16 protein-coding genes and 1 riboswitch are annotated in these 14,528 nt (G+C 44.5%); all 16 genes read left to right on the top strand.

The annotated features are described in order from the left end of the window. Positions 1 to 33: 33 nt before the first annotated feature. The 16 genes from E2491_RS11995 (at position 34) to sufU (ending at position 14,525) form a co-directional block, all read left to right on the top strand. Positions 34 to 1,212: an acetyl-CoA C-acetyltransferase gene (locus E2491_RS11995; protein ID WP_134375884.1), complete on the top strand. Its 1,179-nt coding sequence runs from the start codon at positions 34 to 36 to the stop codon at positions 1,210 to 1,212. A 160-nt stretch (positions 1,213 to 1,372) separates the two neighbouring features. After that, positions 1,373 to 3,157: an acyl-CoA dehydrogenase family protein gene (locus tag E2491_RS12000; RefSeq protein ID WP_134375885.1), complete on the top strand. Its 1,785-nt coding sequence runs from the start codon at positions 1,373 to 1,375 to the stop codon at positions 3,155 to 3,157. 153 nt (positions 3,158 to 3,310) lie between these two features. Then, positions 3,311 to 4,081: an SDR family NAD(P)-dependent oxidoreductase gene (locus tag E2491_RS12005; protein ID WP_134375886.1), complete on the top strand. Its 771-nt coding sequence runs from the start codon at positions 3,311 to 3,313 to the stop codon at positions 4,079 to 4,081. Between the two features lie 25 nt (positions 4,082 to 4,106). Further along, positions 4,107 to 4,409 (top strand): ArsR/SmtB family transcription factor, encoded by a 303-nt coding sequence (locus E2491_RS12010; RefSeq protein WP_134375887.1) that lies wholly within the window; start codon positions 4,107 to 4,109, stop codon positions 4,407 to 4,409. Between the two features lie 16 nt (positions 4,410 to 4,425). Then, the gene (locus E2491_RS12015) at positions 4,426 to 4,785 is read left to right on the top strand and encodes an arsenate reductase family protein (RefSeq protein WP_134375888.1); all 360 of its coding nucleotides are present in this window, start codon (positions 4,426 to 4,428) and stop codon (positions 4,783 to 4,785) included. Between the two features lie 84 nt (positions 4,786 to 4,869). Next, positions 4,870 to 5,253: a glycine cleavage system protein GcvH gene (gcvH, locus tag E2491_RS12020; RefSeq protein WP_134375889.1), complete on the top strand. Its 384-nt coding sequence runs from the start codon at positions 4,870 to 4,872 to the stop codon at positions 5,251 to 5,253. 805 nt (positions 5,254 to 6,058) lie between these two features. Next, on the top strand, positions 6,059 to 6,421 hold the full coding sequence (locus E2491_RS12025) for a toprim domain-containing protein (protein ID WP_134375890.1): 363 nt from the start codon (positions 6,059 to 6,061) through the stop codon (positions 6,419 to 6,421). Further along, entirely contained in the window at positions 6,422 to 6,745 is a 324-nt protein-coding gene (locus tag E2491_RS12030) for a thioredoxin family protein (protein ID WP_371414475.1), read from the top strand. A 93-nt stretch (positions 6,746 to 6,838) separates the two neighbouring features. Beyond that, positions 6,839 to 6,943, top strand: a riboswitch (SAM riboswitch). A 143-nt stretch (positions 6,944 to 7,086) separates the two neighbouring features. After that, the gene (locus E2491_RS12035) at positions 7,087 to 8,112 is read left to right on the top strand and encodes a methionine ABC transporter ATP-binding protein (RefSeq protein ID WP_134375891.1); all 1,026 of its coding nucleotides are present in this window, start codon (positions 7,087 to 7,089) and stop codon (positions 8,110 to 8,112) included. Continuing rightward, positions 8,105 to 8,773, top strand: coding sequence for a methionine ABC transporter permease (locus E2491_RS12040; protein WP_134375892.1), 669 nt, complete (start codon positions 8,105 to 8,107; stop codon positions 8,771 to 8,773). Before E2491_RS12035 ends, E2491_RS12040 begins: the two co-directional genes overlap by 8 nt. 26 nt (positions 8,774 to 8,799) lie before the next feature. Beyond that, entirely contained in the window at positions 8,800 to 9,645 is an 846-nt protein-coding gene (locus E2491_RS12045; protein WP_134375893.1) for a MetQ/NlpA family ABC transporter substrate-binding protein, read from the top strand. 759 nt (positions 9,646 to 10,404) lie between these two features. Then, the gene (locus E2491_RS17500) at positions 10,405 to 10,563 is read left to right on the top strand and encodes a YuzK family famiily protein (RefSeq protein ID WP_166805869.1); all 159 of its coding nucleotides are present in this window, start codon (positions 10,405 to 10,407) and stop codon (positions 10,561 to 10,563) included. Positions 10,564 to 10,764: 201 nt separating this feature from the next. Next, on the top strand, positions 10,765 to 11,547 hold the full coding sequence (sufC, locus tag E2491_RS12050) for a Fe-S cluster assembly ATPase SufC (RefSeq protein WP_134375894.1): 783 nt from the start codon (positions 10,765 to 10,767) through the stop codon (positions 11,545 to 11,547). A gap of 17 nt (positions 11,548 to 11,564) precedes the next feature. Then, positions 11,565 to 12,872, top strand: coding sequence for a Fe-S cluster assembly protein SufD (gene sufD / locus E2491_RS12055; RefSeq protein ID WP_134375895.1), 1,308 nt, complete (start codon positions 11,565 to 11,567; stop codon positions 12,870 to 12,872). Continuing rightward, on the top strand, positions 12,872 to 14,101 hold the full coding sequence (locus E2491_RS12060; RefSeq protein ID WP_134375896.1) for a cysteine desulfurase: 1,230 nt from the start codon (positions 12,872 to 12,874) through the stop codon (positions 14,099 to 14,101). The genes sufD and E2491_RS12060 overlap by 1 nt, the downstream gene beginning before the upstream one ends. Continuing rightward, positions 14,091 to 14,525: a Fe-S cluster assembly sulfur transfer protein SufU gene (gene sufU / locus E2491_RS12065; RefSeq protein ID WP_134375897.1), complete on the top strand. Its 435-nt coding sequence runs from the start codon at positions 14,091 to 14,093 to the stop codon at positions 14,523 to 14,525. Before E2491_RS12060 ends, sufU begins: the two co-directional genes overlap by 11 nt. Positions 14,526 to 14,528 lie beyond the last annotated feature (3 nt).

Raw genomic sequence — 14,528 nt, forward strand, 5'->3', positions numbered from 1 at the left:
GAAAGAATCGATGAGACATAAAGGGGGAGCACCATGCGTGAAGCAGTGATTGTGGCTGGAGCAAGAACTCCGGTCGGAAAAGCAAAAAAAGGAACGCTGGCTCATGTGCGTCCGGATGATTTAGGAGCACTTGCAGTCCGCGAAACATTAAAGCGTGCAGGAAATTATGATGGGGAAATCGATGATCTGATTTTCGGCTGTGCGATGCCGGAAGCAGAACAGGGAATGAATATGGCGCGTAATATCGGCGCACTTGCAGGATTATCTTATACGGTTCCGGCAATTACGATTAACCGTTACTGTTCATCAGGTCTTCAGTCTATTGCTTATGGCGCTGAGCGCATTATGCTTGGGCAGGCTGAAACGGTCATTGCCGGCGGAGCAGAATCCATGAGTCTTGTGCCGATGATGGGTCATACTGTTCGACCGAATGTCAAAATTGCTGAAGAAATGCCTGAGTATTATATGAGCATGGGCCATACAGCAGAGCAGGTTGCTCAAAAGTATGGCATCTCACGTGAGGATCAGGATGCATTTGCCGTTCGCAGTCACCAGAAGGCAGCAAAAGCACTTGCTGAAGGAAAGTTTGATGATGAAATCGTACCGGTGGATGTGACGTTCCGTTCTGTCGGAAGAGACAATCAGCTGCAGGAAAGAACAATCCAGTTCACACAGGATGAAGGTGTTCGTGCTGATTCAACCGTTGAATCACTGAGCAGACTCCGCCCGGCATTTTCCACAACGGGAAGTGTCACGGCAGGTAATGCTTCTCAGACGAGTGATGGAGCAGCTGCTGTAATGGTGATGGAACGTGAAAAGGCTGAAGCGTTAGGCTTAAAGCCGATTGCGAAGTTCCGTTCATTTGCAGTAGGAGGCGTACCACCGGAGATCATGGGTGTTGGTCCGGTTGAAGCGATTCCGAAAGCACTGAAGCTTGCAGGCCTATCACTATCTGATATTGATCTGTTTGAACTGAACGAAGCTTTTGCTTCCCAGTCAATTCAGGTCATCAGACAGCTTGGACTGAATGAAGACATTATCAACGTAAATGGTGGCGCTATTGCCCTTGGTCATCCACTTGGCTGTACAGGTGCAAAGCTGACACTTTCACTGCTTCATGAACTGCAGCGCAGACAGCAGCAGTTTGGAGTTGTCACAATGTGTATCGGTGGCGGAATGGGTGCTGCCGGCGTATTTGAAATGATTAACTAAATCAATTAAGGCTCGTTCGTACATTTAAAGGTGCGCCGTTCCGTTACGAACGGTCCCTTGCAACCGGGTCTTGCGTTGTCCCATTTCTGCTCAGTTTGCAGGATCCGGTTCCAAGGGAAATGAGTCTCAAACTAAACGAACAAACAGGGAGGAATTTTTCATGTCAAACGAAACAAAACAGCTTGTAAAAGGCGGAAGTTTTCTAATTGAGGAAGTGGAAGCAGCAAGCGTATTCACACCGGAGGATTACACAGATGAACAGAAAATGATTGCCAAAACAACTGAGGATTACGTATTAAACGAAGTCGTTCCTGAAGTGGAGCACATCGAAAATCATGAGTTTGACCGTTCAGTTAAGCTGTTAAAATCAGCTGGTGAGCTTGGTCTTCTTGGAGCGGATGTTCCTGAAGAGTACGGCGGCCTTGGACTTGATAAGATCAGCTCAGCTTTAATTGCTGAAAAAATGTCACGTGCAGGCGGCTTCTCCATTACACACGGTGCACACGTTGGAATCGGATCTCTGCCGATCGTTCTTTTCGGAAACGAAGAGCAGAAGCATAAGTATCTGCCAGCCCTTGCAACAGGCGAAAAAATCGCTGCATATGCACTGACAGAGCCAGGTTCAGGATCGGATGCACTTGGTGCTAAAACGACGGCTAAGCTGAACGAAGCAGGCACTCACTACGTGTTAAACGGTGAAAAGCAGTGGATCACCAATGCCGGTTTTGCTGATGTATTTGTCGTTTACGCAAAAATCGACGGAGAACACTTCTCTACATTTATCGTTGAACGTGAATTCCCAGGCGTGTCAGTAGGCGCTGAAGAAAAGAAAATGGGTATTAAGAGTTCCTCTACACGCACACTGATCCTTGAAGATGCTGAAGTACCGGTTGAAAATCTTCTTGGTGAGCACGGTAAAGGACATGTGATCGCCTTTAACATCCTGAACATTGGTCGTTACAAGCTCGGAGTAGGTACGGTTGGTGCTTCTAAGCGTGCGCTTGAGCTCGCAGTGAAGTATACAAACGAGCGTAAGCAGTTCAATACGCCGATCTCTTCTTTCAACCTGACAAAAGAAAAGCTTGCGACAATGGGTGCAAAGCTTTATGCAACAGAAAGCTCAGTGTACCGTACAGTTGGTCTGTTCGAAGATCGTATGAGCCAGCTTTCTGATGAAGAAATTAAGGATGGAAAAGAAGTAGCGAAATCAATTGCTGAATATGCGATTGAGTGCTCACTGAACAAAGTATTTGGCACTGAAACACTTGATTATATCGCAGATGAAGCGGTTCAGCTTCACGGCGGTTACGGCTTCATGCAGGAGTACGAAGTAGAGCGCATTTACCGCGACTCCCGTATCAACCGTATTTTCGAAGGAACAAACGAAATCAACCGCCTGCTCGTACCGGGAACTTACCTGCGTAAAGCAATGAAGGGCGAGCTTCCACTTCTTCAAAAAGCACAGGCGCTTCAGGGCGAACTGATGACGATGATGCCTGAAGAAATCAGTGACGAGCCGCTGGCACAGGAAGCATACCTTGTGAAAAATGCAAAGAAAATCGGTCTGTTAGCTGCCGGTCTTGCTGCTCAGAAATACGGAAAAGCACTTGAAGCAGAACAGGAAATCCTGGTAAACATTGCAGATATCGTATCACTTGCTTACGCAATGGAATCTGCTCTTCTCCGTACACAAAAAGCAGTTGAAAAATCAGGCCTTGAAAAGAACCAGCAAAAAGTTCTTTACACACAAATCTTCTGTCAGGAAGCATTCAACGAAATCGAAGGACACGCGAAAGAAACACTGATCGCAGCTGAGAGCGGCGACACACTTCGCATGATGCTGTCCGCCCTTCGTAAATTCACTCGCTACACGCCAGTGAACCTGATTCCAAAGAAACGCGAAGCAGCAGCAACACTGATTACGGCTGAGAAATTTGTGGTTTGATGATGAAGCAAATTCGGAGCACTCTTTTAAAGGGTGCTCTTTTTAATGTTTAAGTGTCAATGATAAAAGGTAGAGTATGACATTGACATATAGGGGCTTTACTATTATTATATGTTTAAACTTTTAAACATATAAACAGAAGGAGTGTTTTAGATGAATGTGTTAATTACTGGCGCTTCAGGTGGAATAGGGATGGAGCTTGCGAAGCTGTTTGCTGAAAAAGGTCATACATTACTGTTAGCGGCGAGAAGCGAGGATAAGCTGAGAGAACTGGCTGATGAGTGGATGCGTAAATTTACGATTGAAACGCATATTTTCAAGAGTGATTTATCAAAGGCAGGAGCAGCTGAAAAGCTTTATGGTGAAGTGAAAGCAAAAGGATTAAAAGTTGACATTCTGATCAACAATGCCGGAGTCGGTCTTTTCGGAGAATTTCATAAAACGGACCTGATAAAGGAGCAGGAGATGATTCAGCTGAATATAACATCGCTGACAGAGCTCTCCAAACTGTTTGGCCGTGAAATGGTGGAGGCGAAGCAGGGTAAAATTCTTAACGTAGCCTCAACAGCTGCCTTTTTCCCGGGTCCTCTGATGGCGGTTTATTATGCGTCAAAGGCTTATGTGAAATCGCTGACTGAAGCACTTGATAATGAATGGTCAGATCATGGCGTTCAGGTGTCCGGTTTGTATCCTGGACCAACGAGCACAGGCTTTAAAGATGCGGCTGAACTTGATGATTCAAAATTGTTTAAGAACGGCACGATGAAAGCGGAAGCGGTGGCTAAGATTGCATTTATTGAATTTATGAATGGGAAAAGACAGATTGTACCTGGCGGCATGAACAAGCTGCAGTCTAAAGCAAGCAGGCTCATTTCACGGAAAACTGCAGCAAATATTGTAAGGAAAACGCAGGACAGGGTATAATATTGGCAGGAACGGGGTGACAGCAATGGGGGAACAGGCAGTAAAAGCATTTCGCGACTGTATACCATTATTTCAGGCGCTGAGTGATCCGTATCGTCAGGATATTGTGTTGATTCTGGCTGATATAGATTCCATGACGGTCAATCAATTGACAGACAGACTTCCACTTTCCCGTCCCGCTGTTTCACACCATTTAAAAATCCTTCGTGAGCAGGGCATTTTGAAAATGGAACAGCAGGGCACACAGCGGTATTATTCACTCGCCCTCGAAGGTGCACTGGAGCAGCTGAAGCATTTAATTATTACGGTAGAAGACCGTTGTTATTAGATAAGGAGGAGTTACTATGGCAATTACTTTTTATACGTATCCGAAATGCGGCACGTGCCGTAAAGCAAAAAAATGGCTCGATGAAAATGATGTGGATTATTCAGAGATTCATTTAGTGGAGTCTCCGCCATCGAAAGAGACGTTAAAAGATCTTCATGAAAAAAGCGGAGTGGAGCTCAAAAAATTCTTTAATACGAGCGGAATGAAATACCGTGAGCTTGGATTAAAGGACAAACTTCCTACAATGAGCGATGATGAAAAGCTTGAGCTTCTTGCTTCTGACGGAATGCTGATCAAGCGCCCTCTGACAACAGACGGCAAACACGTAACAGTCGGCTTCAAAGAGCCTGAATTCGAAGAGAACTGGAAGGCATAAACATAGAAAGTTTTCTTGTTTTCACGGGCTGATTGTGACAAGATGAAAGAGTGAAATGATCTTTTAACATGTGGAGGGAAAAACATGAGTTCACCAAAAGAATTGCGTTATTCTGAAGAGCATGAGTGGGTAAAGGTTGAAGACGGAAAAGCAACAATCGGCATCACAAAGTTCGCACAGTCTGAGCTTGGCGATATCGTATTTGTTGAGCTTCCTGAAGTAGGCGATGAGCTAAAGGCAGACGAGCCATTCGGAAGTGTTGAGTCAGTTAAAACCGTTTCTGAGCTTTACGCACCAGTCAGCGGTAAAGTAGTTGAAGTCAACGAAGACCTTAACGACAGCCCTGAATACGTGAATGAATCTCCATACGAAAAGGCATGGATGGTCGTAGTTGAAATGTCTGACGAGTCAGAGCTTGATGAGCTGATGGACGCAGAAGCTTACGACAACATGACAAACGAAGGGTAATACATAAAAAAACACCGCTGCGGCGGTGTTTTTTTCGATATATTGACCCAAAATCATTAAATGCCCCCGGTCTGCGCCGGGATTTTTCGTGAGAGTTGTTAAATAACGGCTGAGAATGGTCAAATAACTAAGGAAAGTTGTCAAATAAAGCAAAAGAGTGGTTAAATAATCCGAATAAGTTGTCAAATAACCTCAAAGAGTTGTCAAATAAATCTGCTGGACGAGTCTCCTCCGCATTTCAAATCATTTACTCAAGATCATGAAATGCCCCCGGTCTGCGCCGGGATTTTTCACGAAAGTGACCAAGCTGAGTAGGAATGTGACCAAGCTGAGGTAGTAAGTGACCAAGTAACAGGTGGAAGTGTCCAAGTTCAGCTGAAATGTGACCAAGTTTGCTCCGAGAGTGTCCAAGTCCTAATCCAGCCTCTGCATTTCTGTGTTTAGCTCCAGTTCGCAGCGGCTAGTGCGCTTCCCTTAGTTCTGTCCGATAAGTCAACATCGGTTCACTTCGTTCACCGTGTTTCCTTTATCTCCGACGGGGCCGGTCCAGTTTGTACGTCCCTAAACGCCCGCCTCCGCCTTTCAAGGTGTCCAGCTGCGGCGACTAGCCCCTCGAGGTCATAAGTCTAAGCTGAACGAGGGCGAAGGTCAGCCCTCTTTTCATCTTCGCCTTATGCTTGTCGGGGCTGGACGAGTCGCCTCCGCATTTCTTATATTTGCATTTCCCACCCATACAGGCGAAAATAAAAGTAGTATCATATACTGGAATCAAGCCGTGACTAAGGATGATAGGGTGTGATCGGGTATGGATGATTTGTATGGGAAGGTCATTATTGTTGAGGGGACTTCTGATAAACGGAAGGTGCAGCCGATTATCAGGGAGCCTGTTGAGATTATTTGCACGAATGGAACGATCAGTTTGACAAAGATGGATGAATTGATTGATCAGCTTTTTAATAGAGAAGTGTATATTCTGGTTGATGCTGATGAAGCGGGTGAGAAGCTTAGAAAGCTGTTTAAACGCGAGTTTCCTGAGGCAGGACATCTTTACATTGACCGCATGTACAAAGAAGTTGCGACTACACCGGAACAGCATCTGGCATCGGTTCTGGTTGGAGCGGATATTGATATTTACACGGAGTATTTGGAAAAAAGGATGAATTCTTAAATGATCAAGGAATGGACCATTGATGAACTGAATAAACATATTCAAACAGGTAAAAGCACTGCGATGTATTTGTATACGCCGATGTGCGGGACATGTAAACTGGCCGGTAAAATGCTTGAGGTGACGGCTGCTGCAGTGAAGGAACCCGAGATTGGTAAAGCGGATCTGAATTACGTGGAATCGTTGGCAGAACAGTATGAAATTGAAAGCGTACCTTGTCTGCTGCTATTCAAAGACGGCCGGCTGCAGGAGAAGATTTATAAATTCGAATCGGTCCCGACTCTATTTGAAGCATTTCAGCGCTTAACTTTACAGACAAAATAATTAAACTTTTTTATTGACTTTAAAAATTCAGCATGATACGATTTGTCTCGTACTCAAATTAAACGACATTAATCGACATTTAAATATAGTTAACTCTTATCAAGAGTGGTGGAGGGACGTGCCCGATGAAACCCGGCAACCGACAGTCAGCTGACTGGAAAGGTGCCAAGTCACACAGGATAACCTGGCAGATGAGAGAAAGACGTCTATTACGTACGCCTTTCTGCTTATCTGCGGGAAGGCGTTTTTTATTGATCCCGGGAAGGTGCCGGGGGACAGGCACTGCTAAACGTTGATCCTTTAACGGGATAATAAGTTAATTTATGAAAGTAGGTGATGGCATGATTACCATCTCAGATGTTAAAAAAATCTTTAAGACAAAAAGCGGTCTGTTAACTGCTGTTGATAATGTAAACCTTCAGATCGAGGAGGGCGAAATTTTTGGTGTCATTGGCTACAGTGGTGCCGGAAAAAGTACCCTGATCCGTATGCTGAACGGTCTGGAGCAGCCATCGGAAGGAAAAGTAGACATTAATGGTAAAGTGATTTCCTCTATAAAAGGTGGAGACCTCCGAAAAGCCCGCCAGAAAATAAGCATGATTTTTCAGCACTTTAATCTGCTCTGGTCAAGAACGGTTGCGGAAAACATCGCTTTTCCACTTGAAATTGCAGGCGTTCCAAAAAGCCAGCGGGAGAAAAAAGTAAATGAACTGATTGAACTCGTTGGACTTGAAGGAAGAGGGGACGCCTATCCTTCACAGCTTTCAGGTGGACAGAAACAGCGCGTCGGCATTGCGCGCGCACTGGCCAACGATCCTGAAGTACTGCTCTGTGATGAAGCAACATCAGCATTGGATCCACAAACGACTGATTCCATTCTCGAGCTACTTGTTGATATTAATAAGCGACTCGGTCTGACAATCGTCTTAATCACTCACGAAATGCATGTAATCCGTAAGATCTGTCACCGTGTTGCTGTGATGGAAAACGGAAAAGTAGTAGAGCTTGGAAATGTGCTTGAAGTGTTCAAGCAGCCGAAGCAGCCTATTACAAAACGGTTCGTACAGCAGGTCACAGAGCCGGAGGAAACGCGGGAAACAATCGAGCATCTGCTCAAGGATTATAAGGGTGGCATCGTTGTGAAGCTGTCTTTTGTGGGCGAATCTGCTGAACAACCGCTCATCACAACATTGATCCGTAAATTCGACCTGGATGTTAATATCGTTCAGGGTAAAATCTCTCAAACGCAAAACGGTTCGTACGGTTCTCTGTTTATCCATCTTCGCGGAAATGACGATGAGGTTCAGAAAGCTGTAGCATTTATCGAAGAATCAAATGTCGGTGTGGAGGTGATCACACATGATTGAGCAGATTTTTCCGAATGTTGACTGGGATTCAATGTGGGAAGCCACGTATGAAACGATTTACATGACGACTTTATCAGTGGCTGCGACATTCATCATCGGACTGGCTTTAGGTATCGTATTGTTTTTAACTTCAAAAGGGAATCTGTGGGATAACAAAATCGTTTATGCGATCACAAACGCATTGGTTAATATTTTCAGATCGATTCCGTTTATTATCCTGATTGTATTGTTAATTCCATTTACCCGGGCTATGCTCGGAACGATTCGTGGTGCTGATGCAGCACTGCCTGCTTTAATCATCGGAGCAGCTCCGTTTTATGCCCGTATGGTGGAGATCGCCCTTCGCGAAATTGACAAGGGTGTCATTGAAGCAGCCCGATCTATGGGAGCAAAAGTCAGTACGATTATCTTTAAAGTATTGATTCCTGAATCACTGCCAGCTTTAGTATCAGGTATTACCGTAACCGCCATTGCGCTTGTCGGATATACAGCGATGGCTGGTGTTATCGGAGCAGGAGGACTTGGAAACCTTGCCTTCCTTGAAGGATTCCAGCGAAGCAGGGAAGACGTAACTCTTGCCGCGACGATTATCATTTTGATTATTGTATTTGTAATCCAATTTGTTGGTGACTTTTTCACCCGCAGACTGGATAAAAGATAAAAACATTTTAAAGGAGAGACACACACATGAAAAAATTCGTAGCAGGAACATTCGCAGCAACAAGTATTTTGGTATTAGCCGCTTGCGGTTCAGATAATGCAGAGGAGGGCATCGGTTCTGGTGAAGACGGCGAGCCGGTTGAACTGACAGTTGGAGCTTCCAACGTACCTCACGCTGAGATTCTTGAGCAGGCACAGCCGATTCTTGAAGAAGAAGGCATCACGTTAAATATTGAAACGTATCAGGATTATATTCTTCCAAACCAGGATCTTGAAGCTGGTGAAATTGATGCAAACTACTTCCAGCACGTGCCTTACCTGGAGTCACAGATCGCAGAGCTAGGTTATGACTTTGCCAATGCTGGAGGAATCCATATTGAGCCAATCGGTGTCTATTCTCAGAAGCATGAATCACTTGAAGATCTTCCAGAAGGTGCAGAAATTCTTATGAGTAACTCAGTAGCTGACCATGGCCGTATTTTAACAATGCTTGAAAAAGAAGGTCTGATCACACTTGATCCTGAAGTGGAAAAAACAGCTGCTGAAATTTCAGATATCGTAGAAAACCCTAAGAATCTTCAGTTTGAAGCAGATTATGAAGCAGCACTTCTTGTACAGCTTTATGAAAACAATGAAGGTGATGCAGTACTGATCAACTCAAACTATGCAATCGATGCAGGTCTGAACCCGCTTGAGGATTCAATTGCAGTGGAAGACTCTGAGTCTCCATATGTAAACGTAATTGCTGTAAACAGCGGTGATGAAGAGAACGAAGCGATCCAGAAGCTTGTTGAAGTTTTAACTTCACAGGAAATCCAGGACTTCATTCTTGAAGAGTGGGGCGGATCAGTCGTACCGGTTGACGCTGAATAATTTTCTTAGAAACGGATCTCTTGATGAGGTCCGTTTTTTAAATTGTTAAATACAATTAATAAACCGGGCCTGGGGCATCCTTCGCTTTCCGCGGCCGCGCGGTGAGCCAGCTAATGCTTCGCATTACGCTGTCTCACCTGTCGCTTCTCTGCCGCAGGAGTCTTCGGATGCCCCAGGCCCTCTTTTTGTTTTTATAAACAATGCTAAGTTTGTGAGGATAGAGGTGAAGTTCGTGAGCTTGAGCTTCCTGAATGTGAGGTTAGATGAAGAATTCGTGAGGTTAATCGGCCCGAATGTGAGTTCAGTGAGAAAAAGCCTGTATGCCGCGGAACTTAGTAGCATGACCGAACCCCGAACTGCTTCCGCGTCAAACAATCCCGGGACAAATGTGAGTTTGTTATCAACTTTTGTGAGGTTAGAGAAAGAATTCGTAAGCTAGTGCCGTCTGAATGTAAGGTTAGATGGTGAATTCGTGAGGTTAACCATTGCGAATGTGAGTTCAGTGATAAAAGGCCTGTATGCCGCGGAACTTAGTAGCATGATCGAACCTCCATACTGTTTCCGCGTCAAACAATCCCTGCCTTAGGGTCCATCCTGATCAAAAATAAATTTGAAAAATTAAAAAATCTTTTGTAAAATGTTTACCAATATTTCCACGGGGTATAACCCATAACAGATAAGAGTCAGGAAGCCACGGACAAAAAACTTGAAAAGGAATGATTCATTATCCAATCGATTAAAGTGGATTACACGACCGACATGGAAAAAGCGATGCAGAGTTCTCACGGAGTAGGCTACGAAACGTATATGAGAAAGCATGATGTTCGGATGGATGTGGAAATGAAGAGAGAAGCAGACTATAAAAAAAGTCAGGAGCTTCTCAGAGACCTTGAAGGAAAGCCGTCGAATCATATATAATAGGAGAGATTGAAAAGTCAGTGTTTATTACACTGACTTTTTTCTGGTTATTAGGGAAGGATAATTGTCAGATAAAACCTGTCTGATAGGCAGGTCTGCCATATTTGATTCTAGTTTTAATTTGTTATAAGATTAGAATGAGAATAAACTGAGAATGGTTCTTCCATATCAAATAAGTGTAAAAACGGAGGTAATTCGACAATGGCTTCAACATTAGTTATTAAAGATCTTCATGTTGAGATTGAAGGCAAAGAGATTTTAAAAGGTGTAAACCTTGAATTAGATAGCGGTAAAATCCATGTTATCATGGGACCAAATGGAACAGGTAAATCAACACTTGCTTCTGCAATTATGGGTCACCCGAAGTTTGAAGTAACAAAAGGTGAAGTGCTGTTAAACGGCGAAAACGTTCTTGAGATGGAAGTGGACGAGCGCGCGCTTGCGGGTCTTTTCCTTGCAATGCAGTACCCAAGTGAAATCACTGGTGTAACAAACGCTGACTTCCTTCGCTCTGCGATCAATGCCCGCCGTGAAGAAGGACAGGAAATTTCATTAATGAAGTTCATCAAAGAACTTGATAAAAACATGGAATTCCTTGAAATGGATCAGGATATGGCACAGCGTTACCTGAATGAAGGTTTCTCCGGCGGTGAGAAGAAGCGTAACGAAATTCTTCAGCTAATGATGATTAAGCCAGAATTCGGTATTCTTGATGAAATCGACTCCGGTCTTGATATTGATGCACTTAAGGTTGTTTCTAAAGGAATCAACAAAATGCGCAGCGAAGATTTCGGTTGCCTGATCATCACTCACTATCAGCGTCTTCTTAACTACATTGAGCCTGATTATGTTCACGTTATGATGCAGGGCCGCGTCGTGAAATCAGGTGGACCTGAACTTGCACAGCGCCTTGAAAACGAAGGATATGACTGGATCAAGCAGGAGCTTGGCATCGAAGACGAAACAGTAGGACAAGAAGCGTAACAGATAGGAGGATGAACATGACGACACAAACAAAATTGCCGGTTGATCAGCAAGCGGTGCAGGCTTTCTCAGAGAAGAACGGCGAGCCTGGCTGGCTGTCGTCCCTTCGATTGGACGCCCTTGCGAAAGCGGAAGAGCTGTCACTGCCGAAGCCGGATAAAACGAAAATTGATAAATGGAATTTCACACAGTTTGCCAAGCATGCTGAAGCAAGCGAAGTGTATGCTTCTCTTGAAGATCTGCCTGCAAGTGTGAAATCTTTAATTGACGTTGAAAAGCAGGAAAACCTGTATATTCAACGTAATAATACACCTGCTCATCTTAAGATTTCTGAAGATCTTAAAAGTAAAGGCGTTATTTTCACTGACATTTTAACTGCAGCGAAAGAGCACCCTGAACTCGTTGAGAAATATTTCATGAAAGATGCTGTCAATGTTAATGAGCATAAGCTTACTGCATTACATGCAGCATTGGTTAACGGCGGTGCATTCCTTTATGTGCCGAAAAATGTAGAGCTGACTGAACCGATTCAGGCTGTTTACATTCACGACAATGCAGACGTAGCATTATTCAACCATGTTCTTGTTGTGGCTGAAGCTAATAGTGCGGTAACGTATGTAGAATCTTATCTTGCAACAGAAGAAGTGCAGAATTCGATTGCGAATATCGTTTCTGAAGTGATTGCAGGCGATAATGCACGCGTCGTTTACGGTGCGGTTGATAACCTGGCTTCAGGTACAACAACGTATGTAAACCGTCGCGGTATCGCAGGACGCGATGCGAAAATCGAATGGGCACTTGGCATGATGAATGATGGAGATACAATCTCTGAAAACATCACGCATTTAATTGGTGACAATTCATTTGGTGATACGAAGATGGTTGTCGTCGGACGTGGCAATCAGAAGCAGAACTTCACAACAAACATCAGACACTGGGGTAAAAACTCTGAAGGGTATATCCTGAAGCATGGTGTCATGAAGGATGCAGCTTCTTCGATCTTTAACGGTATCGGTAAAATTGAACACGGTGCAACGAAAGCAAATGCAGAGCAGGAATCACGCGTTCTGATGCTTTCTGAAAAGGCACGTGGAGATGCCAACCCGATTCTTCTGATTGATGAAGATGATGTTACAGCAGGTCACGCAGCATCTGTAGGCCGTGTCGATCCAATGCAGCTTTACTACCTGATGAGCCGTGGTATTTCACAGACAGAAGCAGAGCGTCTGATTATTCACGGATTCCTTGCACCGGTTGTGACGAATCTTCCAATTGAAGGGGTTAAGCGTCAGCTGACAGAGGTTATTGAAAGGAAAGTGAATTAATGAATATTCAGGAGATCCGCAGACAGTTTCCGATTTTGGACCAGGAAGTGAATGGGCATCCGCTCGTCTATTTGGATAGTGCAGCTACTTCACAGAAACCGCTGTCTGTAATCCAGGCGCTTGAGGAGTACTATAAAGGCTACAACTCAAACGTACACCGCGGTGTACACACGCTTGGAACCCGCGCGACAGACGGGTACGAAGGAGCTCGTGAAAAAGTTCGTAAATTCATTAACGCGTCATCAACAGAAGAAGTCATTTTCATGCGAGGTACGACCACAGCGATCAATACCGTTGCGCAAAGCTATGGCATGGCGAATGTTTCAGAGGGTGATGAAATTGTCATCACGCATATGGAGCATCACAGTAATATTATTCCATGGCAGCAGCTCGCAAAAGCAACTGGCGCGACGCTGAAGTATGTTCCGCTTCAGGAGGATGGCACACTCTCCCTTGATGATGTAAGAGAAACCATTACGTCAAACACAAAAATTGTTTCGATTATGATGGTATCCAACGTGCTTGGCACGATGAATCCAATTAAGGAAATCACGAAAATCGCTCATGGAAATGGTGCGGTGATGGTGGTTGATGGGGCGCAGGCAGCACCTCACATGAAAGTGGATGTTCAGGACCTTGATTGTGATTTCTTTGCTTTTTCCGGTCATAAAATGGGAGGTCCTACGGGAATCGGCGTTTTATACGGAAAGAAAAAGCTGCTGAATAACATGGAGCCGATTGAGTTTGGCGGAGAAATGATTGATTTTGTCGGCCTTCAGGAATCTACATGGAAAGAACTTCCGTGGAAATTTGAAGGTGGGACGCCAATCATTGCCGGTGCGATTGGTCTTGGTGCAGCCATCGATTTTCTGAATGACATTGGATTGGATGAAATTGAAAAATATGAACATCATTTAGCGGCTTATGCAATGGACAAGCTGTCTGAGGTGGAGGGTCTGACGATTTACGGACCAAAGGATCCTCAGAAGCGTGCAGGACTTGTGACGTTTAACCTTGATGACGTGCACCCTCATGATTTAGCTACAGTGCTTGACTCTGAGGGGATCGCAATCCGTGCAGGTCATCACTGTGCACAGCCGCTGATGAAATGGCTTAACGTATCGTCTACGGCACGCGCAAGCTTTTACCTGTATAATACAGAAGAAGAGATTGACCGTTTAGCCAGTGGACTCGTTAAAACAAAGGAGTATTTCAGCGATGTCTTTTAATAACTTAGATACGCTTTATCGTCAGGTCATTATGGATCACTACAAAAATCCGCGTAATAAGGGTGAGCTCAGCGACAGTGTAACAGTTGATATGAACAACCCGACTTGCGGAGACCGCATTCATTTGACACTTGATGTGCAGGACGGCATTGTACAGGACGCGAAGTTTGACGGAGAAGGCTGTTCGATTTCCATGGCATCTGCATCGATGATGACGCAGGTGATCAAGGGACAGCCAGTTGAAAAAGCAATGAAGCTGTCAGAAGTATTCTCTGATATGATGCTTGGAAAAGAATATGACGACTCCATTGACCTTGGTGATATCGAAGCATTGCAGGGTGTGGCAAAATTCCCTGCGCGTATCAAATGTGCAACGTTATCCTGGAAGGCAATGGAGAAAGGGATTGGCAATCAGTCTGAATAACTG

Origin of the sequence: Jeotgalibacillus sp. R-1-5s-1 (assembly GCF_004405105.1) — a bacterium.
Taxonomy (GTDB): domain Bacteria; phylum Bacillota; class Bacilli; order Bacillales; family Jeotgalibacillaceae; genus Jeotgalibacillus.

What these genes read in the sequence shown, in the direction of transcription:
- E2491_RS11995 (WP_134375884.1), top strand. Translation starts at nt 34, where the DNA reads ATGCGTGAAGCAGTGATTGTGGCTGGAGCAAGAACTCCGGTCGGAAAA.
- E2491_RS12000 (WP_134375885.1), top strand. Translation starts at nt 1,373, where the DNA reads ATGTCAAACGAAACAAAACAGCTTGTAAAAGGCGGAAGTTTTCTAATT.
- E2491_RS12005 (WP_134375886.1), top strand. Translation starts at nt 3,311, where the DNA reads ATGAATGTGTTAATTACTGGCGCTTCAGGTGGAATAGGGATGGAGCTT.
- E2491_RS12010 (WP_134375887.1), top strand. Translation starts at nt 4,107, where the DNA reads ATGGGGGAACAGGCAGTAAAAGCATTTCGCGACTGTATACCATTATTT.
- E2491_RS12015 (WP_134375888.1), top strand. Translation starts at nt 4,426, where the DNA reads ATGGCAATTACTTTTTATACGTATCCGAAATGCGGCACGTGCCGTAAA.
- gcvH (WP_134375889.1), top strand. Translation starts at nt 4,870, where the DNA reads ATGAGTTCACCAAAAGAATTGCGTTATTCTGAAGAGCATGAGTGGGTA.
- E2491_RS12025 (WP_134375890.1), top strand. Translation starts at nt 6,059, where the DNA reads ATGGATGATTTGTATGGGAAGGTCATTATTGTTGAGGGGACTTCTGAT.
- E2491_RS12030 (WP_371414475.1), top strand. Translation starts at nt 6,422, where the DNA reads ATGATCAAGGAATGGACCATTGATGAACTGAATAAACATATTCAAACA.
- E2491_RS12035 (WP_134375891.1), top strand. Translation starts at nt 7,087, where the DNA reads ATGATTACCATCTCAGATGTTAAAAAAATCTTTAAGACAAAAAGCGGT.
- E2491_RS12040 (WP_134375892.1), top strand. Translation starts at nt 8,105, where the DNA reads ATGATTGAGCAGATTTTTCCGAATGTTGACTGGGATTCAATGTGGGAA.
- E2491_RS12045 (WP_134375893.1), top strand. Translation starts at nt 8,800, where the DNA reads ATGAAAAAATTCGTAGCAGGAACATTCGCAGCAACAAGTATTTTGGTA.
- E2491_RS17500 (WP_166805869.1), top strand. Translation starts at nt 10,405, where the DNA reads ATGGAAAAAGCGATGCAGAGTTCTCACGGAGTAGGCTACGAAACGTAT.
- sufC (WP_134375894.1), top strand. Translation starts at nt 10,765, where the DNA reads ATGGCTTCAACATTAGTTATTAAAGATCTTCATGTTGAGATTGAAGGC.
- sufD (WP_134375895.1), top strand. Translation starts at nt 11,565, where the DNA reads ATGACGACACAAACAAAATTGCCGGTTGATCAGCAAGCGGTGCAGGCT.
- E2491_RS12060 (WP_134375896.1), top strand. Translation starts at nt 12,872, where the DNA reads ATGAATATTCAGGAGATCCGCAGACAGTTTCCGATTTTGGACCAGGAA.
- sufU (WP_134375897.1), top strand. Translation starts at nt 14,091, where the DNA reads ATGTCTTTTAATAACTTAGATACGCTTTATCGTCAGGTCATTATGGAT.